We start from the raw sequence: 21,015 nt of genomic DNA on the forward strand, positions 1-21,015 counted from the left end.
AACAGAACCAATGCTCACTCGTCGCACACTCGTTGCGCTTGCTCTGGTCGCCGCCGGCGCGTCCGGCTGCCAAACTCCCGCCGCTTCCGGCATTGCCCAACAAGTGGCCTCGAATCAGCCCGCCAGCGATGCCATCCTGCCACCGACTCCGTTTACGGCACAGGACTTCTCCAAGCGCCTGCAAGTTCTCGCCTCCGATGCCTTTGGCGGCCGCGCGCCCGGCAGTGCCGGCGAAACGCTCACGCTCGATTACCTGATCGCGCAGGCCAAAGAGCTGGGCCTGCAACCGGGCAATGGCGACTCGTACACGCAGACTGTGCCTATGGTCACCAGCCTGACCGACGCCAACACCACCTTGCAGCTCAAGACCCGCAAGGGCAGCACCACACTCAAATTCCCGCAGGACATGGTGCTGGGCACCACCACCGGCAAACCCTTGGTGGATTTGCGCAATAGCGACATGGTCTTTGTCGGTTACGGCGTCAATGCCCCCGAGCTGGGCTGGAACGATTACGAAGGCCTGGACGTGCGCGGCAAAACTGTCGTGATGCTGGTCAATGATCCTGGCTTTCAGATCGGCGATACCGAACTGTTCGAAGGCCGTCGCATGACCTACTACGGACGCTGGACTTACAAGTTCGAAGAGGCCGCCCGCCAAGGCGCTGCCGCAGCGCTGATCGTGCACGACAACGAAGGCGCGGCCTACGGCTGGGAAGTGGTCCGTAACGGCTGGACGGGCAAGCAGTTCGATCTGCCCGCCGCCGATGACCCCGCACCGCGCCTGCCGATTCGCGGCTGGCTGACGCAGGAATCGGCACGCGCCCTGTTCGCCGCCGCCGGCCTGGATCTGACCGCGCAGTACAAGGCCGCCAGCACCAAGGGCTTCAAACCGGTCGCCTTGAATGCGACCGCGACCACCACGCTCAAGACCGCTGTGACGCATGCCTCGTCCAAAAACTTCATTGCCAAACTGCCCGGCAGCGAACGCCCCGATGAGGCCGTGATTTATCAGGCGCACTGGGATCACCTCGGTACTCACCAAGGCGACGACGCGCACGACCACAATGCCGCCGCACCCAAGGACGATCAGATCTGGAACGGCGCCGTGGATAACGGCACCGGAGTGGCCGGCATCATGACCATCGCTCAGGGCTTTGCCCGCGCAGGACAGGCTCCTAAGCGTTCGGTGTACTTCTTTGCGCCCACGCTCGAAGAATCGGGTCTGCTCGGCTCGGCCTACTATGTCGCACACCCGAGCGTGCCGCTGAACAAGATCGCGGCGGTGATCAACATCGACGCACTCATTCCCACCGGCAAAGCCCGCAACCTGGTACTGATTGGCAACGGCGCGTCCGAACTCGAAGACATCCTCAAGCCCTACGCTGCTGCCCAAGGCCGCGAGCTGGCACCGGAAAACACACCGCAGGACGGCTTCTACTTCCGCTCCGATCACTTCAACTTTGCCAAGGCCGGCGTGCCGGCGCTGTACATCAAGGGCGGCGATGACCTGATCGAAGGCGGTCTCGAACGCGGCCGCGCCATCCAGGAAGATTACCGTCGCAACCGCTACCACAAGCCGACCGATGACGTGGATCCGAACTGGAACCTCGAAGGCGTTCAACAGGATCTGCAGGCCCTGTATGCCGTTGGTCGTGAAGTGGCCAACAGTACGTCGTGGCCGCGCTGGTATCCGGGCAATGCCTTCCGCAAACAGCAGGACGCCTTGCGCGCCAGCCCTTAACTCAAAGGAAATCTGAAATGACCATTGCAACCGCTTACTGGTGCATCCTGCTGGTGGCTGTGCTGCCGTACATTTGGACGGTGGTAGCCAAGGCCAGCGGCACACAAGGCCGCTTCAACAACCGCGATCCGCGCGAGTGGTTAGCCAAGCAGGACAATCCGCGGTCGCGTTGGGCCAACGGTGCCCAGCTCAACAGCTTCGAAACCAACCCGCTGTTCTACGCCTCGGTGCTGATGGCGCAATTTGCCGAAGTGCCCGGTGCGACCATCGGCCTGATGGCTGTGATCTATGCCGTTGCCCGTGTCGCCCACGGTCTGCTGTACATCTCGGGTATGCATCTCTTCCGCAGCCTGGCTTGGTTTATCGGCATGGCCTCGGCGTTCTCTCTCGTCGTGCTGGCGGCCAAGACTATCGCGTAAATCATGAATTTGCTGGATCAGGCGCTGCAGCTCGATGGCTATGCCATCCTCGGCGCACAAGCCATGCGCGACCAACTCGGTCGCCTCGAGGGCGAGTTCGATTCCCAATGGGATGCGTTCTGCGCATCCTGGAATCGGCTGGCCCCGGATCCGTATCTGGCGCAAGTGGGACTGAACCGTCGTCGTCGGCACGCGGTCGGGGAACTGACTATGGCCGACGGCGTACTGCGGTTCGGCCCGCATCAGCCGCATTATCAGAGCCGCGTGTACAACGCCCTGCAAGGGGGCATCGAGCGCTGGTTCGAGCCCATCGAGGCGGACATCAAGTCCAACGCCTGTCTGCAGGCCCTGATCCGGTTTGCGGCCACGCACTTTACGTGGTTGAAGCCCGAGGTGTCGCAATGGCTTATCGAAGTGCATCAGTTCCGCATTGAGGCGACTGCCTTGCAAAGCGGTCAACCGACGCCCGAAGGCACGCACCGCGATGGCGTGGACTATGTGCTGGTGTCGCTGATGGAACGGAACAACATCCGTAGCGGCACAACCAGCGTGCACGCCCTGGACGATGGCCATGAGCTGGCGCACTTTACGCTGACGCGCCCGCTCGACACCGTGCTGATTGATGATCGCCGCCTTGCCCATGGCGTGACGCCGGTGGAGCCGGACGATGCCTCGCAACCGGCGTGGCGCGATGTACTGGTGATTACGCTGCGGGCGGCCGCTTCGCCGACGAACCCGACTGCCTCTTAAGCGCCGGCGGCAAATCCGCTGCGACTAGCTCCAAATAGCGCTGCAACGCCCCGCGACCGCGCGCAATCAGCTCCAGACCACCTTGGCGCATGCGCGCCGCCTGTTCGGGATCGCGCAACAGCTCCACAGTCGCAGCGGCCACTTCGTCCGCAGTGGCGGCAATGATCAGCGCCCCCGCCTCGCGCAGTCGCTTGGCGATGTCGGCAAAGTTGTGCAGATGCGGACCCGTGACAATGGGCACGCCGGCCGCCGCGGGTTCGAGCAGATTGTGCCCGCCGATCGGTTGCAGACTGCCACCGATAAACGCCACATCGGCGACGGCAAAGAATTTCGCCAGCTCGCCCAAGGTGTCGAGCAGGAACAGATCATCTTCGGGGCCCGGCCACGTCGCGATCGAGCGCGCAGACCAGCGCAAGCCCAAATTGCCGGCACTGATCGACACAGGGCGGAACCGCTCGGGATGCCGTGGCGCCCACACCATCAGCAGATTGGGCACCTGCTCGCGCACCGCACGGAACATGGAGAGCACCGGGCACTCTTCTTCTTCGTGAGTGCTGGCTACGATCCAAATTGGACGACGACCCGCACGCGCGCGAAACGCATCGCGGAACAGACCGCCGTCGGTGGCTTGCACATCGAATTTGAGATTGCCCAGTGCGCGAACCTGTGTGGGTAGGGCGCCAAGGCGGACAAAACGTTCGGCATCCTCGTCACTCTGTGCGGCCACCAGACGCACCGTGCGCAGGGCTCGCGAGATCAGCGGCGCCAGCATGCGATAGCCGCGCAGCGAGCGCGCACTCAAGCGCGCGTTGAGGATATGCAGCGGCACGCCCTCTTCCTGCGCGGTGAACAGCAGGTTCGGCCAGATCTCGGTTTCCATGATCAGGCCGAGTACGGGTCGAAAATGCGCAAAGAAGCGCCGCGTCGCACCGGGCAAGTCATAGGGCAGATAGACGTGCTCCACCTGATGGCCCCACAGATCACGAACGCGCGCGGAACCCGTCGGTGTGATGGTAGTGACCAGTAAGCGCAGATCGGGGCGGCATTTGCGCAACGCATCGATCAGGGGGGCGGCGGCATTCACCTCGCCCAGGGAAACCGCATGGATCCAGAGGACGCCGGTAGTGCGGGTGGCATGCGGATAGATGCCGTAACGCTCGGCCCAGCGATGGAAATACGCGTTGTGCCGAAAACCCCGCCAAACTAGGTGATAGACCGTGATCGGCAATAGCACATACAGCACGACCGTATAGATCGCGCGCAAAATCCGTCCGATCCAATCCGCTCGCATCCGCAAATCATAACCTTGCGGCGATAAAATCAGACAATGTCCAATCTAACACCCACTCCTACCGACCCGGGCTCGCTCCCATGGCAGCCCAAATACTGGCCGGTCTGGCTGGGTATCGGCATCCTTTCGCTGCTGGCCCGATTGCCGTGGTCATTCCAGCGCAGCTTAGGTCGCGGCATCGGCAATCTCCTGCGCGTCTTAATGGGCTCGCGGGCCAAGGTCGCCCGTCGCAACATCGAGCTGACCATGCCTTCGCTCAGTGCAGAGCAACGTGAGGCGCTGGTGGCCGATCACTTTCGTGCGCTGGGCATTTCGCTGTTTGAGTTCTCGCGCGCGTGGTGGGGCTCGATTGCGCCGTTACGCAAGAACCTGCAGATCGAAGGCGCGGATGTGCTGCGTTTAGCGCTGGCGCGCGGCAAGGGCGTGATCCTGGTCAGCGGCCACTTCACCACGCTCGAGGTCTGCGGTCGTCTCCTGTGCGATGTGACTGCAGTCGCCGGCATGTATCGGCCTTACGGCAACGCCGCGATGGAATATGCCGTCAAAAAAGGCCGTCTGCATTACGCCACGGCCATGTTCACCAAGACCGAGATGCGTCCTGCCGTGAAACATCTCAAACAGGGCGGTGTGCTGTGGTACGCGCCCGATCAGGATCCCTCGCGCGGGGACAGCGTGTTTGTGGATTTTTTTGGTGTGCCGGCCAACTCGCTGGCGTCAACGCATCAGCTGGCGCGACTGTCGGGCGCTGAGGTGATCTTCTTTGGGCACTATCGCACCGAACAGGGCGAATACCGCATGAAACTGTGGTCGCCCGAACAGCCGATTCCAAGCAAGGATGCCGCGGCCGATACCGCCATCGTGATGCAGGCCATTGAAACGATGGCCCGCCGGGCCCCTGCGCAATATCTGTGGATTCACCGACGCTTTAAACGTCAACCCGACGGTCGCAATCTTTACGCCGATTCGTGATCGTCGTGGGCCAGTAGCAGGCCGACAAACAGCGCGCTCAGCAGCAAGGTCACCGAGCCCCAAAACGCCGAGTAAAACGCCAGACTGGTGTTGAGCGGAAACACGGTGGCCATCAGCGCCCAGGTGGCGGGTTGCGCCCGTTGACGTGCAGAAGCCGGTGCGTACTTCCAGGCGCGCCATGCGGTGACGGCACCCACGATCCAGAACAGCAGGCCAATCACGCCGGTCTCGGCCAACACTTCGAGCACTAGCTGATGCGCATGCAGGGCCGGACCATCGCCCCACTCCACCGTGGAACCCGGCTCGGGATCACAGGCAGCGAAGGCATGGCGGAAGCCCCGCGTTCCTACGCCATTGATCGGATGCTGTTGAATCATGCAACCGGCGGCGCTCCAGATGCGGCCGCGACCCGACAATGCATTGTCGACGCCATCGTCGTTCATGCTGGCGGCGGATAGCGTGCGATCCACCCGTTGCTGGACTTGCGGCACGGCGACGTAACCCGCTGCGAGCGACACAACGCCGACCAGGGCCATCGCCAACAGGCCGCGGTAGCCGACGACTTTCCAGCCCGACAGCGCCAGCACCAGCGCATAGGTCACCCACGCACCGCGCGAGCCCGACAGCAATACCACCAGGCCGACGGCGACGGCAGCAACCAGCCAGCCTTTGACGCCCATACGCTGCGCAGCGACCCACAACAGGAACGGTGCGAAGGTGGCCAGCACGGGGCCGAGCTTAAGGTTACACGGGCCCATAAAGCCACTGAGACGATCGAGCGCGGCGATTTCATCGGCGGTGCACATGGGATGGCCATCGATCAGGACTTTGAGCCCGTCAATGCCGGCAAAAATCGGACTGGTGCCGCTGACGGCCTGGATCAGCGCATCGAGCGCCCAGATGCCGACGATGAGGGCCAGGCCGTTGACGGTGACTCGGCGATTGCGCGCGGTGGCCACGGCCGATGCCACCAGCCACAGGAACGGCAGGTAGCGTAGCGACAGCAGCGATTTCTGCACGGCCTTCGCGCCCGTGACGGAATCGAAGGAGGAGAACAGCGCGGGCAGCCAGTAGGCCAGGAACAGAACCGTGGTCAGGGCCCACGCGGGGCCGCTGAGCAAGCGGGCACCGCCGCGGAAACGGGTCAGCAACAGATGAATCAGCGCCGCCAGTGAGCCCAGGACCAGCACGCCCTCGGCGTAGCCCGGTGCAGGAAACAGCGCCACAAAGGCCAGCACAAACGCGGGCGCCCAGCGCCAGCCGGTGCCTAGGTTTGCAGTCGAGTCCGTGATCGGTGTCGAAGTCATGGGGTGTTGTGCATCAAATCCTGATAGAGCGACAGCGAACGCTGTTGCATACGTTCCAAAGTGTACGGTACGGACTCGGGAGTTGCAGGCGGATTTTTCAGCAGCTGCAATGCTTGCGCCGCCAACGCCGTTTCGTCGAAGGCCGGTGCCGCGCCCTGCGGGTACAGCTCGCGGAGCAAGGCGCCGACGCCGCCGTGATCCCAGCCGAGCACCGGGGTGCCGGTCTGCAGCGCCTCGATCACGGTGCGGCCAAAGGCTTCGGGTTTGCGGGAGAGTTGGAGCACCAGATCGGCAGCGGCCATGGCCGAGGCGATGGCGCGATCGGGTGGGCTGATGACCACGCGATCGTGCACGCCGAGGGCGGCCGCGAGGGCGCGCAGTTCGGTGAGGTAGTCGTGGCGGTCGGGGTCGTCCGCGCCTAGGAGCCACAGCACGGCGTGCGGGTGCTCGGCACGGAGTGCGGCGAGCAGGCGAATGCCGTCGGCGTGGCCCTTGAGGCGCGTGCCGCGGCCGGGCAGCAACAGCAAGGGGCCACCGTGGCCGGCCGCTCCTAGCGCCGGCAGCTGTTGGGCCCATTGCGCCCGTTGCCTGGCCCGTGCGTCGTGATCCGTGCGCGGGAACTGCAGCGGGTCCATGCCGGGTTCGATCAGGTACAGGCGGTCGGCGGGCACTTGGGGATAATGGGCGCGCACGTAATCACGCACGGTCGTTGACACGCAGATGACGCGTTCACCCGTGGTCAGCACGCGCGAATACGCCGACGGCGAATTCAGCCCGTGCACCGTGGTGAGCCAATGCGGTCGCGACGTCGCGGGCAGACCCTGCAACGCAAACCGCGCCACCCACGCCGGCAACCGCGAACGCGCATGCACGATGTCCGGTTGCTGCGAACGGATTAGCGCCCGCAGTGCCCTCACCTGCAATAAAGTCCGCAACGATTTGCGGCCAATATCCAGCTCGAAGTGCTCGCCGCCCGCCGCCTCAATCCGCGGCACCATGCGCCCACCCGCGGACACGACCAAAGCCCGATGGCCCGCTTGGACCAGCGCTTGCGTGACCTCTAGAGTGGTTTGCTCAACCCCACCGGCTTGCAGCGCCGGCAGCAGTTGCATGACCGTCAGGCGCTTGGGAGCGACCATGGCGGCAGGCCCGACGACCTAGTCGACCAGGACGTAATGAGCGCCGCAGTACGGGCAATCGGCACTGCCCTCGGCCTCAATCGGCAGATACACGCGCGGATGCGAATTCCACAGCGCCATTTCCGCAGTGGGACAGCTCAACGGCAAATCCGCCCGGCGCACCTCGTAGTGGCGTTCGGTATTGGCTTGATGCGAAGTGGTCGAGCTGCTGGTGGTCATAAAAAAGGCCGGAAATCACTGTGGACTTCCGGCCATTTTACCCGCTTAAGACGCCAATTACCGTGGCAAATCAAACCACAGCAGCTGGACTTCGTCCTCAGCGAGCTGACGCAGGGCCAACTCACCGTCTTCATCGACCAGGCCGATGGCATCGCCGGCGTTCAACTGACGCACAGTGCCACCGAGTTCGACCTCGAGTTCACCGCCCAGAATCTGCAACCAGTAACGGCGTGTCGGATCCAACTGACGCGTCGTCGCATCGGACTTGCGCAAGCCGCGGCCAAACAGCACCGCATCCTGACGCCAGGGCAGACCGCCATCACGACCCTCGGGCGCGGCCAGCGTGACCCACTGATGGAGTCGCGAGGCGAACGCGAAATGCTCCTGCCCGTACTGCGGCGTGGCGTTGACCTGATTAGGCTGCACCCAGATCTGCAGAAAATGCACCGGATCGGTAGCGCCGCCATTCATTTCCGAATGTTCGACGCCATGCCCGGCACTCATCCACTGCACATCACCGGCGCGAATTACACCCGCATTGCCTTGGCTATCACGATGCGCCAGTTCACCACTGAGAACGACCGACACGATTTCCATGTTGGCGTGACTGTGCGGTGCAAATCCGCCACCGCCGGCGACTCGGTCCTCGTTGATCACGCGCAGCGGGCCGAAACCCATCCACTGCGGATCGTAGTAGCCGGCAAAGGAAAACGTATGCGCCGAACGCAGCCAGCCATGATCGGCCTGGCCACGCTCTGCCGCACGGCGTTCAATAATCACGGAGTGGTGCCTTCGGCGGTGATCCGCAGATCGACCTTATCCGACACGGCCGGAGCAAATGCGCCGACGCCGAAATCACTGCGCTTGATCGTGGTCACGGCATTGAAACCGATGGCCGACTTCTTCACCATCGGATGCACGCCCGTACCGTTGAGCGTCACATCGAGAACCACCGGCTTGGTGATGTTCTTGATGGTCAGGTTGCCCGTCACTTTCAGCTTGTTCTTACCGAGCGAAGTGACCTTGGTGCTCTTGAACGTCGCATTGGGGTAGGACTCTGCATCAAAGAAATCCTTGCCGCTCAGGTGCTTGTCGAGATCCGGCACGAAGGTATCCATCAGGCTCAGCGGCAGCGTCACTTCGACGCTCGAGCGTTGCGGGGCCTTGGCGTCATACACCAGCACGCCTTTATCAATACCGAAATTGGCGGAAGGACGCGAGAAACCCATATGGTTCCAGGTCACCAGCACTTGCGTGTGGGTCGGGTCCAGGTTGTAAGTGACCGGAGCGGCCACGGCGGGAACAGCGGCGGCCAACAGCAGGCCGGCGAGCATCGTTTTAATCGTACGCATGGAACAGTCTCCAAAAAAGGGAAGGACTTACAGAATTTGTGCAGCTTCGTCGAACGGCAGGCGCGGCGAGCGCGGGAACAGAGCGGCCGGGTCGCCTTCGCCCAAGTTGATCAGGAAATTCGACTTGATGGCAGTGCCGGCGAAGAATTCGCCATCAACACCGGCGTTATCGAAACCGGACATCGGGCCGGTATCCAGACCCAGAGCGCGGGCGGCCATGATCAGGTAGGCGCCTTGCAGCGAACCGTTACGGAATGCGCTGGTTTCGATCAGGGACTGGTTGCCTTCGAACCACGGACGCGCATCGACGTGCGGGAACAGGTACGGCAGTTTTTCGTAGAAGGCTTCGTCGTGGGCGACGATGACGGTCACCGGAGCGGCCATGGTCTTTTCGAGGTTGCCAGCATCCATGAACGGTTCCAGGCGCTTTTTCGCCTCGGCCGAACGGATGAAGACAAAGCGGGCCGGCGTGGCGTTGACCGCGGTCGGACCGAACTTGGTCAGATCATAGAGTTTGTGCAGGGTTTCATCGCTGATTTCGCCACCGAGCACATTGTGGGTGCGGGCGTGGGTGAACAGCTGTTCGATTGCAGAAGCTTGAAGCGCGTCAGCCATGACGGATTTTCCTTAGTGAAATGAGATTGGATGCGGCCATTGTATGATTCTCAAAATAGCTAGCAAACACGACCGCTGGAACACAGTCATCCCAAAAATGCAACAATCAGATCCCCTAGCCCCCAGCACCGACGCCCGCGCAACGTGGGTTCTCAGCGATGGCCGGGCCGGGAACCACCGCCAGGCCCAAGCCCTGGCGACCACCCTGGCGCGCGCTTATACCGATCGCCTGATCCATCCTACCGTGCCTTGGCGCTGGGCCGCGCCCCGTGTGTTGCCGTTTAGCACGAAGGCCTTTGCCGGCCCGGTGCGTCACGTGCTCGAGGGCCGGGAGCCGGCCCCGCAACTGGTGATCGGCTGCGGCCGCCAAGCGGCGCTGGCCACCCGCCTGCTGCGGCGACGCGGTTCGCACGTGATCCAGATCCTGGATCCGCGCGTGAACCTGTCGGCCTGGGACGCCGTGATCCTGCCGCACCACGATCGCCGCGAGGGCCCCAACGTCGTGCGCATCCACGGCGCCCTGCACAGCATGAGCCCGGCGGCACTGGACGCGGCCCGCTCGACGTTCTCCACGACGCTGGGCAGCCTCAGCGCGCCGCGCATCGCCGTTCTGCTCGGTGGCGACACGCACAAGCGCCCGTTCGATGCCGAGCAGGCGTTGCAGGCCGTGCAAGCGCTGGCCCCGTTCGGCTCGCTAATGGTCTCGACCTCGCGTCGCACGCCTGCAGCCGTCGCCGCCCAACTGCGGACCCTGCCCGTCCTGCGCGATCACCTACTGTGGACCGGCGAGTCCGATGCCCAGCACGCTGTGGCGCACTTCACCAATCCCTATGCAGGCTATTTAGCCTGGGCCGATGCGATTGTCTGCAGCGCCGACTCGGTCTCCATGCTCAGCGAGGCCGCAGCGACCACCGCACCGCTCTATTTGCTCGGCACGCCGGGCGATGATGCGCCTTCGCGGTTCGCCGAGGAGCTCGTGGCCCGCGGTCGGGCGCAGTGGTGGTCCGCCGAATCACCGGCCATTGCCATGACGCCGGTGGCGCCGTTTAACGGCCTGCAGACGCTACTGAAGGATCTGCGGCAAACGCCGGCGTTCGCGCGCTAATCACCGCGGCGCTCGCTTCAATCGCCGGCGTCCGTGGCACCAGGCGCGGCCGCCGATCCAGACCGCACCGCAAGCCCTGATCGAGCAAGGCCAGATAGGCCGAGCGCAACGCGTCCGTATCGCCATCGAGACGCTGCAGCAATTCCAGGTTGCCGGTGTCCTCCAGCCATTGCGGCGACTTCGCTGCGTGTTCCAACACCTGCTGCTGCAGATGGAACTCGAGATCCACCAGCGCGCCACGTCCCTGCTTGAGATCGAGCAAGCTCGCACTGCTGCGATCCAGCTCCTTGCGCATGCGCGCCCGCATCTGTGCGATCTCGTCGTGCAAACCCTGCACGTCGCGCGGACGACTTAGAATCTCGGCCCTTAGCTGCGTAAAACGCTCACACAACTGCGCATCACCGGCAATCGGTCGCGACCGCACCAGCGCCTGATGCTCCCAGGTCCATGCGCGTTCGCGCTGATATTGCGCATACGCACTGAAACTCGAGACCAGCAAGCCTTTGGCACCATCGGGTCGCAGCCGCATATCCACTTCGAAGAGATGACCGGCCGCCGTCTGCACTGCCAGATAGGCCACCAGCTTCTGTGCCAACCGTGCGAAGTAGCGCGCGGCATCCAAGGGTCGCGGGCCGGTAGAGACCGCGTCGGCGGGCGCATCGTACAGAAACACCAGATCGAGATCGGAACCGAAGTTCAACTCGCGCGCACCCAAACTGCCGTAACCGATGGCCGCAAACTCGGCGCCGGGCAAGGCACCGTGTGCATCCTGCATTTCAGTGCGCACCCAACGAAACACGGCCACCAGACACAGCTGCGCCAGATCGGCGAGTTGGCGGGCGGCGGTATGCGCATCAATGCGGCCATCGCGAAACGCCAATGCAGCGCGGAAACTGGCGGTCTGCCGAATCTCATTGAGCTGTCGCAACGGCAGATCGGGATCGCCATCAAAGACAATCTCATCAATCGCCAATTCCACCGCCTGCAATTGCATGCCCGAGCCGGCAGCACGCGTGTCGAGCAGCTCATCGAGCAACAACGGATGCAGACTCACACGCTCGGCCATCAGTGCGGACTCACCCACCACCTGGACCAGGCGTTTCAGCGCAGCGGGCTGCTCGTCGAGCAAGGCGATATAGGCACTGCGGCGCAAAATCGCCTGCAGCAGACTGATCAGACGCTTGAGCGTCACTAAGGGCGCGTCGGCGCGACCGGCATCCTCGACCATGACTTGCATGACACGATCAAAGCGCGCACGCGCCGTCGGTGAAAGTTGGCGTACGCCGGGGCCACGCAGCAGATCCCGTAATGCCGTGTCGGCAGCGAGCGCATCGGCATAGCCCAAAGATTGCAGCACCGCGCCATCGCCATGATCGGGCAAGGCGCGCCAGTAATCCTGCAAGCTACCGGCAACGGCTTGCGCCTTGCGCGGCGCCAGTAATGCATTGAATTCCTGCTGGACCGCCGTGCGCACGACATCCAGGTCCGCCTGCAAGGCAGCCCAATTGGCGTAGCCCAATCCGATTGCCACGCGCTCACGGTCCGAGGCGGCAGCGGGCACATCGTGCGTCTGCTCGTCGCGCAGCATCTGGATGCGGTTCTCGAGCACGCGCAGGAACCGATACAACTCGCGCAGCTGATCGGCGTTCTCTGCCGTCAGCTCACCTGCTGCGACTAGGGCGTCTAAAGCCTTTAGCAGCGAAGGCGTGCGCAGACTCGCGTCGCGTCCGCCACGAATCAGCTGCAAGGCCTGCACCAGAAACTCGATCTCACGAATTCCACCGGGGCCGCGTTTGATATCACTCTGCCGATCGTTGCGGGCGACCTCGGCCTGGATGCTGGCCTTCATTTCGCGAACGCCATCGAGCGCGGTGAAATCCAGATACCGGCGATAGACAAACGGCCGCAGGGTATTTAAAAAGCGCGCGCCCGCGGCGACATCACCGGCTACCACGCGCGCCTTTTGCCACGCATAGCGCTCCCAGTCGCGGCCTTCGCTCTGAAAATACAGTTCCATTGCTGCAAACGACCACACCAGACGACCGCTATTGCCGTACGGCCGCAAACGCATATCCACGCGATGACAGAAGCCATCGACCGTGACCTCATCGAGCAACTTGATCCACTGCTGACACAAACGCGTGAAGTAGGTCTCGGCAGCCAAGGGGCGCGGGCCATCGGACTCGCCATGCTCCTCGAAGCCAATGACCAAGTCCACATCGGACGAGAAATTCAGTTCACCGCCACCGAGTTTGCCCAAGCCAAAGATGACCGGCTCGATGCGATGGCCTTGCGCATCGCGCACCACACCGTGACGCAGCTCAAAATCAGCCTGTATCGCAGCCAATCCGGCTTGCATGCAGACATCGGCCAAGTTGGAGATGCGCTGCATCGTTTCGGGCAAGGTATCCATGCCCAAGACATCGCGCCAGATGATCCGTGCCGATTGCTGCTTGCGATGTTGCCGCAGCAAGCGGGGCCATGCCTTGCTGTCGTCCGCCGGTAAAGGTGGCACCGGCCAGTCACTGCCGTCGTCCGCGCGCAGACGTTCGATGAACTCCGGATCGCGATCCATTACCGAGTCGAACAGATCGCTCGCAGCCCGTACGCGTTGTACGTTCGTTTCGAAATCAGTGACAGGGTCGGCAGCAGAACTCATGAGCCCATGCTAAGCGCTCAGGCGCACTTTGGGCAGCTTTGATGCCTGTTCTCCTCCACGCACGAGGGACAGACCAGGCGCAGCGACCGACACGACACGTTGCCGCAATCCACGTAATCATTGGTGGGCTCGCCGCACTCGGAACATTCGCCGATCGTCACCGCCTCATCGGAAAATTCCAGATGCATACGCTTATCAAAGACGTACAGCGAGCCCTCCCACAGACCTTTGTCGCCAAAGGTCTCGCCGTAGCGAACAATGCCGCCATCCAACTGATACACCTCGTTGAAGCCGCGACGGCGCATCATGCCCGACAGCACTTCGCAGCGAATCCCACCCGTGCAATACGTGACGATGGGTTTGTCCTTGAGGTGATCGTACTTGCCAGAATCGAGTTCGCGACGGAAATCATGCGTGGTCTCGACATCGGGCACGATAGCGCCTTTCATGCGGCCGATCGCGGCCTCCATGGCATTGCGGCCATCGAAGAACACCACATCCTCGCCGGCCTCTTTCTTGGATTCAATCAGTTCGTGCAACTCGCGCGGTGCCAGATGCACGCCGCCGCCAATCACGCCGGACTCATCCACCTCGAGTTCATCGGGCGCGCCGAACGAGACGATCTCGTTGCGCACTTTGATGGAGAGTCGCGGAAAGTCCTCGGCGCCACCTTGCGACCATTTGAACTCCATTGGCTTGAACGGCGCATACTCGCGCATTGCACGGACATACTTTTTTGCCGCCTGCATGGAGCCGCCGACGGTGCCGTTGATACCCTGCGCCGAAATCAGAATGCGGCCGCGTAGCCCCAGCGATTCACACAAGGCCTTTTGCCACAGGCGGACGGCCTCGGGATCGGCAATGGGAGTGAAAAGGTAATAGAGCAAAATGCGATTGGTTTCCATTCGTAAATTGTAAAACGTTTGGACCAAATGCGAAGAACCGATGATGCCGGTGTTATCATTTCATTAGAGACGCAGACGCCAAATCATGCCTGCGCCGGAGTCCGATGGATATGAGATTCAACGTTCCGAACCTGCCAATTGAGAACCGGCTGCTACGCCATTTGGTTTGGATTGGCATCATCAAGATCATCCTGCTGTTTTTTATCTGGTTCGCTTTTTTCCGTGGCCATAAGGTTCACGTTGATCCGCAAAGCGCAGCTCAGCAAATTCTCCAACCTACATCCAATACCAACCTTGAGGACAAGCAACCATGATCTCTGAAGAGCTGGTGATGCTATCGAGGGTGCAGTTCGCTGTCACCATCATGTATCACTTTATTTTCGTTCCGCTGACGCTGGGCCTGTGCTGGCTAATGGTCATCATGGAATCGGTGTACGTCATGACCGGTCGCGTCATCTGGAAAGACATGACGCGTTTCTGGGGCAAGCTGTTCGGCATTAACTTTGCACTTGGCGTTACCACCGGTATCACCATGGAGTTCCAGTTCGGAACCAACTGGGCCTATTACTCGCACTACGTCGGCGATATCTTCGGCGCGCCACTGGCGCTCGAGGGTCTGATGGCCTTCTTCCTTGAATCGACCTTTGTCGGTCTGTTCTTCTTTGGCTGGGATCGGCTGAGCAAAGTGCAGCATCTCATGGCCACCACCCTGCTGGCCTTAGGCACCAATCTGTCGGCGCTATGGATTCTGATCGCCAACGGCTGGATGCAGAACCCCGTCGGCTCCGAGTTCAACTGGCAAACCATGCGCATGGAAATGACCAGCTTTGCCGAGATCATTTTCAACCCGATTGCGCAGGCCAAGTTTGTACACATGGTCTCGGCCGGCTACGTGACTGGTGCCATGTTCGTGCTGTCTATCTCGGCACTGTACTTGCTGCGCAAGAAGAACGTCGAGTTCGCACGCCGTTCGTTCCAGGTCGCGGCTGCATTCGGTCTGGCCTCGATTCTGTGTGTGCTGGTCCTGGGCGATGAGTCCGGCTACACCACCGGCGAGGCACAGCAAACCAAGCTCGCCGCAATGGAAGGCATGTGGGAAACCAAACCCGCTCCGGCCGGCCTGACGCTAATTGCCGACATCAACGAAAAAGAAAAGAAGAACAACTGGGAAATCGAAGTGCCCTACGTTCTTGGCCTGATCGGTACGCGCTCGCTCGATGAAACCATTCCGGGCCTGCACGAGATCGAAGCCAAGAACCGCGAACGCATCAAGAACGGGATCCCTGCGGTCGTCGCTCTGGAAACACTGCGTAACGGCAACCCCAACGATGCCGCGGCCCGCGCCACGCTCGAGTCCAAGATTGACGATCTGGGCTTTGGTCTGCTGCTCAAGCGTCACACCAACGATGTGGCCAACGCCACGCCGGAAATGATCGAAAAGGCCGTAGACGACTCGATCCCCAAGGTGACGCCGCTGTTCTGGTCGTTCCGCATCATGGTCGGCCTGGGCATTCTGATGCTGGCGCTGTTTGTGACTGCGTTCTACCACACGCTGCGCGGCACGTTTGAAAATCGTCCGTGGCTGCTGCGCTGGGCCCTGTACAGCCTGCCATTCCCGTGGATTGCCATCCACGTCGGCTGGTTCCTGGCCGAATACGGTCGCCAACCGTGGACCATCTACGGCATCCTGCCGACCCACCTCTCGGCTTCGAACATTGCGGTCAGCAATGTCTGGGGTTCACTGGCGGGCTTCGTGATCTTTTACACCTTCCTGCTGATCGTTGAAATGTACCTGATGCTCAAGTACATCAAGCAAGGCCCCGGCGCCCTGGGCACCGGCCGCTACGCGCAAGACGATGCTGCCGGCAAGGCCGCTTACTAAGGAGCACGCAATGGATTACGCAACTCTCAAGTTTCTCTGGTGGGTGCTGGTCGGCGTGCTGCTGATCGGTTTCGCCATCATGGACGGTCATGACATGGGCGTTGGCACCCTGCTGCCGTTTGTCGGCAAGAACGACAACGAACGCCGCATTGCCATCAACTCCGTCGCCCCGCACTGGGACGGCAACCAAGTCTGGTTTATCACCGGTGGTGGTGCGCTGTTTGCCGCGTGGCCACTGATCTACGCAGCTGCATTCTCCGGTTTCTACTGGGCCATGCTGCTGGTGCTGTTTGCGCTGTTCTTCCGACCCGTCGGGTTTGAATACCGCAGCAAGGTCAAGGATCCGCGCTGGCGCAGCTTCTGGGACTGGGCTCTGTTTGTGGGTGGTTTCGTGCCGCCGGTGATCTTCGGCGTGGCCTTCGGCAACCTGCTGCAAGGCGTGGCGTTCGAGTTCGACCGCGACATGATCCTGCACTTCCAGGACAGCTTCTTCCACCTGCTCAATCCGTTCGGACTGCTATGCGGACTGGTGGCCAGTGCCATGATCACGATGCAAGGCGGCACCTACCTGTCGCATCGCTCCGTGGGCGATGTGCAAGCCCGCGCCACCCGCTATGCCCGCCTCGCCGCACTGGTCTTTGTAGTGCTGTTCGTGGCCGCCGGCTTCTGGCTAAAGTTCGGTGGTGTCCAAGGATTTGTCATTACCGCCGGTTCCGATCCGAACGGCGTGGCCAACCCGCTGCTGAAAACGGTAGCCCGCTCGGCTGATGCCTGGTGGCTTAACTACCGCAACATGCCGTGGCTGTGGATCTTCCCGGTGCTCGCCGTTGGCGGTGCATTGGCGGCTGCCTGGCTGGTCGGAAAGGGCAAGACGCTGTCCTCGTTTGTGGCTTCATCGCTGTCGATCGTGGGCACCATCGTGACCCCGTCCGCTGCCATGTTCCCCTTCATGATGCCTTCGTACAATCACCCCGCATCGAGCCTGACGGTATGGGATGCCAGCAGCTCGCATCTGACACTGGGCATCATGCTGGCCGGCGTGGTTCTGTTCGTGCCAATCGTGCTGGTCTACACCTCGTGGGCGTATCGCATGATGCGCGGCAAGATCACCGAGGCGCAAATCGAGGCCAAGGACAAGTACCTGTACTAAGGATCCGATCCGCAATTACGGATCAGCCATTGTTATTGAGGATTTAAATATGTGGTATTTCGCATGGGTTTTAGGTTTGGGTTTCGCCGTGTTGCTGGGCATTCTCAACGCCATCTGGATGGAAAGCCGTCAGTTCCGCGACAACCCCGATGTTGAGTAAGTCCAATGTCGGAGCTTAAGCAAGACGCACCCGCTCCGGCGGATCGAGCTCCTTATCAGCCGGCAGGGCTTCATTGGCCCTGCCTGCTGCTCGGCTTGACCTGCATGGTGCTGGGCTCGTTCGTACCGACGGTCTTTGCAGACGCCAAGGGCGAGGCCGATCACGGCATCGCCACCTTGGTGTTCTGGTCCATGTCGGCGGGTTTTATTCGCGGCCTGGGTTTTATTCCGCGCAATCGGTTCTTCCGCTATATTTTCGGAGGCTGGGCAGCTCTGCTTACCTTTGCAGGTGCCGCCCTGCTCTGGGCTCGCAGCCACGGCATGTTCTAACGCGTAACCGGACCGGCGCACCGCGCCGGTTTCACGCGAATTTACCGACTCGCGTTTAAGGTAAAGGAACCCCTATCTCAACAGGAGTTCCGGACATGAGAGCACTTTTTGCCGCCGCCATTGCGCTCACCGCAGTCAGCGGTTGCGCCACAACCGACATGATCTCGTCTGAGCGTGTGGTCGTCCCAATGAATATGGTCGCGGCCGATGGCACCTCGCATTCAGCCGGCATGGTCACACTCAACGACAGCATTGCAGGCCTGGTCCTGCTGCCGGCCCTGGTCCATATTCCGGAAGGCAGCCATGGCTTCCACGTCCATGCCAACGGCAGTTGCGCACCCGGACCCGATGCACAAGGCAAGACTATTGCAGCCGGTGCGGCCGGCGGACACTTCGACCCGCAAAATACCGGTATGCACGGACCGCCGCAGGGCCCCGGTCATATGGGTGATTTGCCGCCAATTACTGCCGATAGCGTCGGCAATGTCGCCGAAGCGGTCGTGGCGCCGCGTCTGAAACTCGCCGATGTGCGTGGTAAGGCGCTAATGGTGCACGTCGGTGGTGACAATCATTCGGATCATCCCGCGCCGCTGGGCGGTGGTGGTGGTCGCATGGCGTGCGGTGTCATCCCGTAATGACCCCATTGCAAAGACCCCTCGTAGTCAGTGCCATCGTGACGATGGCATTGACGGGTTGCGCGCACATGCAGGGCCGCTCCACGCAAGATCAGTTCATGACCGCGATTGCACAACATTGCGGCAAGGCGTACGCCGGTCGCATTGTGGCGGACACGCCCAAAGCAACCACGCCGGATCCGTTTGAGGGCAAGGCGCTCATCATGCATGTGCGCGGTTGCGCCAACCCCACACAACGCCTGGACATTCCGTTCCACGTGGGCGATGACCACTCCCGCACCTGGGTTGTCACGCGTACCTCCAGCGGACTGCGGCTCAAGCACGATCATCGGCATCAGGACGGAAGTGCCGATGTCGTGACGATGTACGGCGGTGACACGAGCACTGAAGGCACAGCGCAGCGGCAGGAATTCCCGGTCGATTCCGAGTCCATCGCCAGTTTTAAGCAGAACGGTCTGACCGGATCGGTCAACAACACCTGGGCCATGGAGATCCATGACAACACGTTCGTCTACGAACTGGCCCGTCCAAATGGTCGCCTATTTCGCGTGGCGTTTGACCTGACCCAACCGCTGGCTGAACTGCCGCCGGCGCCGTGGGGTCACTGATCACACAATGGCGACCGTTATGAGCAGTGATCGTTAAACCCCAATGCCCATGACATAGAATCAGACCATGCGCATATTTCTGCAAATTAGCTTCGCCATCGCCATCGCGGTGAACTTGACTGGCTGTCTCACTTCGGTCGTTACCTTGCCGGTCAAGGTCGCCTATGGCACCGGCAAGCTGGCCGTCAAGGGCACCGCCGCGGCCGTGCGCGCTGTGATCCCGAACGATGAGTACGAGGATTGCCTCAAGGCGCAAAAGAAGAACCCCGTTATCCAATGCAAGGAACCGGATGAAGATTAATTTCATTGCGCCGCTGGTTTTGACACTGGGCCTGATCGGCTGCTCGTCGGAATCCTCGGCGCCTGCAAAGGCGAATGAATCCGCGCAGACCACACCTGCGGCTGCGCCGGTGGATGAGACGGCGGCGGACAAATCGGCTGACAAACAAGACAACGCCACGTCCACGGACTCGAAATCGATCCCTGCGGCATTTCAGGGCACCTGGGCATCAACGCCCAAGGACTGCGCGCCGGGCATGGAGTCGCGCCTGGCCATCACTGCCAATGAACTGCAGTTTCTCGAGTCGCATGCCGACATCACTAGCGTCAAGGTGATCTCGCCAACCCATATCCAAACCTTTGGCAAGTTCGAAGGCGAAGGCGAACAATGGGAAGGCAAACCCGAATTCCAACTGGTCGCCGGCAACAAATTGAGCATGACGGTGGACGGCGCATCCACTGGCGAACCCCGCATCAAGTGCCCCTAAGTCACACGCCAAGTTTGCACCCGCGTGCGTGTGTAAAATACACCCTTAAATAAGGGCTGCGGGAGGCTTAAGTGACATTGGATGCCGACACAAATTCCGCATGGCCTGCGAACCGTAGCCTGCGCTCCACCATCGTGGCGCAATTTGCCAGCGATCGTGCCGACCTGCTCGACAGCGGCGCCATCGAGCTGATCCAGCGCTCCCGCACCAAGACCCGCAAGAACCCCGCCAAGTGGGAGCAGATGATCGAAAAGAACATGGTGGCGCTCAAGGAGCAACTGGCGACCCTGTCGCCGCAGGCCGAGTACGAGCAAGGGACCACCTGAACCCGGAGACAGCTGTCATATAATCGTCACATTCCAGCACAGCGGGCGCGCCCGTGTTTTCGTTGCAGACGATTTTCGGTTCCGGCAAACAGTTCTTTGACTTGTTAGATGAAGCGGCCGATGCAGCGCACGAAAGCACCAAGGCCCTAGTTGCCCTGCTGAAAGAGCCGACTGCCGTGCCCTCGCTGGATGCCTTCTAGCTGGCACGCCAACGCGAGCGCACCGCGTCCGACAAAATCAATCACGCTCTGGTCGACAGCTTCATTACTCCGATCGAGCGTGAAGACATTGAATCCCTCGGCTCGGCGCTGTACAAGATCCCGCAACAAGTGGAACGCTTTGCCGATCGCTACGACCTGGCCCGCCATCACCTGGCCGATATCGACTTTGCGCCGCGCGGTGTCATGCTCGAACAGGCCGCCGGTGTCGTGGTGGAAATGGTGAAAGAGCTGCGTTCGATGCGCATCGAGGAGATGAGCAAGTTGAACGAGCGCCTGCGCGTGCTCGAGGCCGAGGCCGACCGCCTGCTGCTGGAGATGCATCGCGAACTCTATACCGGCAAGCTCGACGCCGCCGACATGTTCCTGCTCAAAGAGTTCTTTGAGATTCTCGAGAAAGCCATCGACCGCTGCCGCGAGGCCGGTGTTGTCGCGTATCAGATTGTCCTGAAGAACTCCTGAGGTCACA

24 protein-coding genes and 1 pseudogene are annotated in these 21,015 nt (G+C 61.5%); 16 read left to right on the forward strand and 9 right to left on the reverse strand.

Going from position 1 to position 21,015, the window contains the following annotated elements; translation table 11 throughout:
• Positions 1-10: 10 nt before the first annotated feature.
• Genes V3390_RS01750 through V3390_RS01760 form a run of 3 tightly spaced genes read left to right on the forward strand, consistent with a single transcriptional unit; the run spans position 11 to position 2,910 of the window.
• On the forward strand, positions 11-1,741 hold the full coding sequence (locus V3390_RS01750) for a M28 family metallopeptidase (RefSeq protein WP_331703108.1): 1,731 nt from the start codon (positions 11-13) through the stop codon (positions 1,739-1,741).
• Positions 1,742-1,758: 17 nt separating this feature from the next.
• Positions 1,759-2,160, forward strand: a complete 402-nt coding sequence (locus V3390_RS01755) for an MAPEG family protein (RefSeq protein ID WP_331703110.1) — start codon at positions 1,759-1,761, stop codon at positions 2,158-2,160.
• A gap of 3 nt (positions 2,161-2,163) precedes the next feature.
• The gene (locus V3390_RS01760; protein ID WP_331703112.1) at positions 2,164-2,910 is read left to right on the forward strand and encodes a 2OG-Fe dioxygenase family protein; all 747 of its coding nucleotides are present in this window, start codon (positions 2,164-2,166) and stop codon (positions 2,908-2,910) included.
• On the opposite strand, the gene waaA is transcribed toward V3390_RS01760, so the two are convergent.
• A complete protein-coding gene (gene waaA / locus V3390_RS01765) occupies positions 2,864-4,201 on the reverse strand; it encodes a lipid IV(A) 3-deoxy-D-manno-octulosonic acid transferase (protein ID WP_331703113.1) in 1,338 nt (445 codons plus the stop codon). The genes V3390_RS01760 and waaA overlap by 47 nt on opposite strands.
• Positions 4,202-4,237: 36 nt before the next feature.
• Here waaA and lpxL point away from each other — a divergent pair, with 36 nt between their 5' ends.
• On the forward strand, positions 4,238-5,170 hold the full coding sequence (gene lpxL, locus V3390_RS01770) for an LpxL/LpxP family Kdo(2)-lipid IV(A) lauroyl/palmitoleoyl acyltransferase (RefSeq protein WP_331703114.1): 933 nt from the start codon (positions 4,238-4,240) through the stop codon (positions 5,168-5,170).
• Here lpxL and V3390_RS01775 read toward each other — a convergent pair.
• Genes V3390_RS01775 through V3390_RS01800 form a run of 6 tightly spaced genes read right to left on the reverse strand, consistent with a single transcriptional unit; the run spans position 5,155 to position 9,802 of the window.
• A complete protein-coding gene (locus tag V3390_RS01775) occupies positions 5,155-6,477 on the reverse strand; it encodes an O-antigen ligase family protein (protein ID WP_331703115.1) in 1,323 nt (440 codons plus the stop codon). The genes lpxL and V3390_RS01775 overlap by 16 nt on opposite strands.
• A complete protein-coding gene (locus tag V3390_RS01780) occupies positions 6,474-7,616 on the reverse strand; it encodes a glycosyltransferase (protein ID WP_331689681.1) in 1,143 nt (380 codons plus the stop codon). The genes V3390_RS01775 and V3390_RS01780 overlap by 4 nt, the downstream gene beginning before the upstream one ends.
• 18 nt (positions 7,617-7,634) lie before the next feature.
• On the reverse strand, positions 7,635-7,835 hold the full coding sequence (locus V3390_RS01785; protein ID WP_331689680.1) for a zinc-finger domain-containing protein: 201 nt from the start codon (positions 7,833-7,835) through the stop codon (positions 7,635-7,637).
• A gap of 57 nt (positions 7,836-7,892) precedes the next feature.
• On the reverse strand, positions 7,893-8,615 hold the full coding sequence (locus V3390_RS01790; RefSeq protein ID WP_331689679.1) for a pirin family protein: 723 nt from the start codon (positions 8,613-8,615) through the stop codon (positions 7,893-7,895).
• Complete coding sequence (locus V3390_RS01795; RefSeq protein ID WP_331703116.1) at positions 8,612-9,187, reverse strand: YceI family protein; 576 nt, start codon at positions 9,185-9,187, stop codon at positions 8,612-8,614. The genes V3390_RS01790 and V3390_RS01795 overlap by 4 nt, the downstream gene beginning before the upstream one ends.
• Positions 9,188-9,214: 27 nt before the next feature.
• Positions 9,215-9,802, reverse strand: coding sequence for a malonic semialdehyde reductase (locus V3390_RS01800; RefSeq protein ID WP_331689677.1), 588 nt, complete (start codon positions 9,800-9,802; stop codon positions 9,215-9,217).
• A 97-nt stretch (positions 9,803-9,899) separates the two neighbouring features.
• On the opposite strand from V3390_RS01800, the gene V3390_RS01805 reads away from it, so the two are divergent.
• Positions 9,900-10,907 (forward strand): mitochondrial fission ELM1 family protein, encoded by a 1,008-nt coding sequence (locus V3390_RS01805; RefSeq protein ID WP_331703117.1) that lies wholly within the window; start codon positions 9,900-9,902, stop codon positions 10,905-10,907.
• Here the strand turns inward: V3390_RS01805 and glnE are convergent.
• Together glnE and trhO are read right to left on the reverse strand one after the other, a co-directional pair.
• A complete protein-coding gene (glnE, locus tag V3390_RS01810; protein WP_331703118.1) occupies positions 10,849-13,566 on the reverse strand; it encodes a bifunctional [glutamate--ammonia ligase]-adenylyl-L-tyrosine phosphorylase/[glutamate--ammonia-ligase] adenylyltransferase in 2,718 nt (905 codons plus the stop codon). The two genes, V3390_RS01805 and glnE, sit on opposite strands and share 59 nt — an antisense overlap.
• Positions 13,567-13,583: 17 nt before the next feature.
• Positions 13,584-14,471 carry an oxygen-dependent tRNA uridine(34) hydroxylase TrhO gene (gene trhO, locus V3390_RS01815; RefSeq protein ID WP_331703119.1) on the reverse strand — a complete coding sequence of 296 codons (888 nt, stop codon included), beginning with the start codon at positions 14,469-14,471 and terminating at the stop codon, positions 13,584-13,586.
• Between the two features lie 110 nt (positions 14,472-14,581).
• Between trhO and cydP the strand changes: the two genes are divergently transcribed.
• The 11 genes and pseudogenes from cydP (at position 14,582) to V3390_RS01870 (ending at position 21,008) form a co-directional block, all read left to right on the forward strand.
• The gene (cydP, locus tag V3390_RS01820; RefSeq protein ID WP_331689673.1) at positions 14,582-14,785 is read left to right on the forward strand and encodes a cytochrome oxidase putative small subunit CydP; all 204 of its coding nucleotides are present in this window, start codon (positions 14,582-14,584) and stop codon (positions 14,783-14,785) included.
• Complete coding sequence (locus V3390_RS01825; RefSeq protein ID WP_331703120.1) at positions 14,782-16,353, forward strand: cytochrome ubiquinol oxidase subunit I; 1,572 nt, start codon at positions 14,782-14,784, stop codon at positions 16,351-16,353. The genes cydP and V3390_RS01825 overlap by 4 nt, the downstream gene beginning before the upstream one ends.
• A gap of 10 nt (positions 16,354-16,363) precedes the next feature.
• Positions 16,364-17,503, forward strand: a complete 1,140-nt coding sequence (gene cydB / locus V3390_RS01830; protein ID WP_331689671.1) for a cytochrome d ubiquinol oxidase subunit II — start codon at positions 16,364-16,366, stop codon at positions 17,501-17,503.
• 49 nt (positions 17,504-17,552) lie between these two features.
• A complete protein-coding gene (cydX, locus tag V3390_RS01835) occupies positions 17,553-17,663 on the forward strand; it encodes a cytochrome bd-I oxidase subunit CydX (RefSeq protein WP_331689670.1) in 111 nt (36 codons plus the stop codon).
• Positions 17,664-17,668: 5 nt separating this feature from the next.
• On the forward strand, positions 17,669-17,992 hold the full coding sequence (locus V3390_RS01840) for a cyd operon YbgE family protein (protein ID WP_331703121.1): 324 nt from the start codon (positions 17,669-17,671) through the stop codon (positions 17,990-17,992).
• Positions 17,993-18,087: 95 nt separating this feature from the next.
• Positions 18,088-18,627 (forward strand): superoxide dismutase [Cu-Zn] SodC, encoded by a 540-nt coding sequence (sodC, locus tag V3390_RS01845; RefSeq protein WP_331703123.1) that lies wholly within the window; start codon positions 18,088-18,090, stop codon positions 18,625-18,627.
• Positions 18,628-18,671: 44 nt separating this feature from the next.
• Complete coding sequence (locus V3390_RS01850) at positions 18,672-19,235, forward strand: hypothetical protein (RefSeq protein WP_331703624.1); 564 nt, start codon at positions 18,672-18,674, stop codon at positions 19,233-19,235.
• 67 nt (positions 19,236-19,302) lie between these two features.
• A complete protein-coding gene (locus V3390_RS01855; protein ID WP_331703125.1) occupies positions 19,303-19,536 on the forward strand; it encodes an NF038104 family lipoprotein in 234 nt (77 codons plus the stop codon).
• Entirely contained in the window at positions 19,526-20,002 is a 477-nt protein-coding gene (locus V3390_RS01860) for a hypothetical protein (protein ID WP_331703126.1), read from the forward strand. The genes V3390_RS01855 and V3390_RS01860 overlap by 11 nt, the downstream gene beginning before the upstream one ends.
• Positions 20,003-20,073: 71 nt before the next feature.
• Entirely contained in the window at positions 20,074-20,328 is a 255-nt protein-coding gene (locus V3390_RS01865) for a hypothetical protein (RefSeq protein ID WP_331703127.1), read from the forward strand.
• A gap of 53 nt (positions 20,329-20,381) precedes the next feature.
• Positions 20,382-21,008: pseudogene (locus V3390_RS01870) on the forward strand (DUF47 domain-containing protein).
• Positions 21,009-21,015: the final 7 nt, after the last annotated feature.

The sequence above is a fragment of the Aquilutibacter rugosus genome, from assembly GCF_036541335.1.
Taxonomy (GTDB): Bacteria; Pseudomonadota; Gammaproteobacteria; order Xanthomonadales; family Xanthomonadaceae; genus Aquilutibacter; species Aquilutibacter rugosus.

Coding starts and splice junctions, on each gene's coding strand:
- lpxL (WP_331703114.1), top strand. CDS start 4,238: ATGTCCAATCTAACACCCACTCCTACCGACCCGGGCTCGCTCCCATGG.
- V3390_RS01755 (WP_331703110.1), top strand. CDS start 1,759: ATGACCATTGCAACCGCTTACTGGTGCATCCTGCTGGTGGCTGTGCTG.
- trhO (WP_331703119.1), bottom strand. CDS start 14,471: ATGGAAACCAATCGCATTTTGCTCTATTACCTTTTCACTCCCATTGCC.
- V3390_RS01860 (WP_331703126.1), top strand. CDS start 19,526: ATGAAGATTAATTTCATTGCGCCGCTGGTTTTGACACTGGGCCTGATC.
- V3390_RS01795 (WP_331703116.1), bottom strand. CDS start 9,187: ATGCGTACGATTAAAACGATGCTCGCCGGCCTGCTGTTGGCCGCCGCT.
- V3390_RS01840 (WP_331703121.1), top strand. CDS start 17,669: ATGTCGGAGCTTAAGCAAGACGCACCCGCTCCGGCGGATCGAGCTCCT.
- V3390_RS01800 (WP_331689677.1), bottom strand. CDS start 9,802: ATGGCTGACGCGCTTCAAGCTTCTGCAATCGAACAGCTGTTCACCCAC.
- waaA (WP_331703113.1), bottom strand. CDS start 4,201: ATGCGAGCGGATTGGATCGGACGGATTTTGCGCGCGATCTATACGGTC.
- V3390_RS01825 (WP_331703120.1), top strand. CDS start 14,782: ATGATCTCTGAAGAGCTGGTGATGCTATCGAGGGTGCAGTTCGCTGTC.
- V3390_RS01750 (WP_331703108.1), top strand. CDS start 11: ATGCTCACTCGTCGCACACTCGTTGCGCTTGCTCTGGTCGCCGCCGGC.
- glnE (WP_331703118.1), bottom strand. CDS start 13,566: ATGAGTTCTGCTGCCGACCCTGTCACTGATTTCGAAACGAACGTACAA.
- V3390_RS01780 (WP_331689681.1), bottom strand. CDS start 7,616: ATGGTCGCTCCCAAGCGCCTGACGGTCATGCAACTGCTGCCGGCGCTG.
- V3390_RS01805 (WP_331703117.1), top strand. CDS start 9,900: ATGCAACAATCAGATCCCCTAGCCCCCAGCACCGACGCCCGCGCAACG.
- V3390_RS01850 (WP_331703624.1), top strand. CDS start 18,672: ATGGCATTGACGGGTTGCGCGCACATGCAGGGCCGCTCCACGCAAGAT.
- cydX (WP_331689670.1), top strand. CDS start 17,553: ATGTGGTATTTCGCATGGGTTTTAGGTTTGGGTTTCGCCGTGTTGCTG.
- V3390_RS01785 (WP_331689680.1), bottom strand. CDS start 7,835: ATGACCACCAGCAGCTCGACCACTTCGCATCAAGCCAATACCGAACGC.
- V3390_RS01760 (WP_331703112.1), top strand. CDS start 2,164: ATGAATTTGCTGGATCAGGCGCTGCAGCTCGATGGCTATGCCATCCTC.
- V3390_RS01855 (WP_331703125.1), top strand. CDS start 19,303: ATGCGCATATTTCTGCAAATTAGCTTCGCCATCGCCATCGCGGTGAAC.
- cydB (WP_331689671.1), top strand. CDS start 16,364: ATGGATTACGCAACTCTCAAGTTTCTCTGGTGGGTGCTGGTCGGCGTG.
- sodC (WP_331703123.1), top strand. CDS start 18,088: ATGAGAGCACTTTTTGCCGCCGCCATTGCGCTCACCGCAGTCAGCGGT.
- V3390_RS01775 (WP_331703115.1), bottom strand. CDS start 6,477: ATGACTTCGACACCGATCACGGACTCGACTGCAAACCTAGGCACCGGC.
- cydP (WP_331689673.1), top strand. CDS start 14,582: ATGAGATTCAACGTTCCGAACCTGCCAATTGAGAACCGGCTGCTACGC.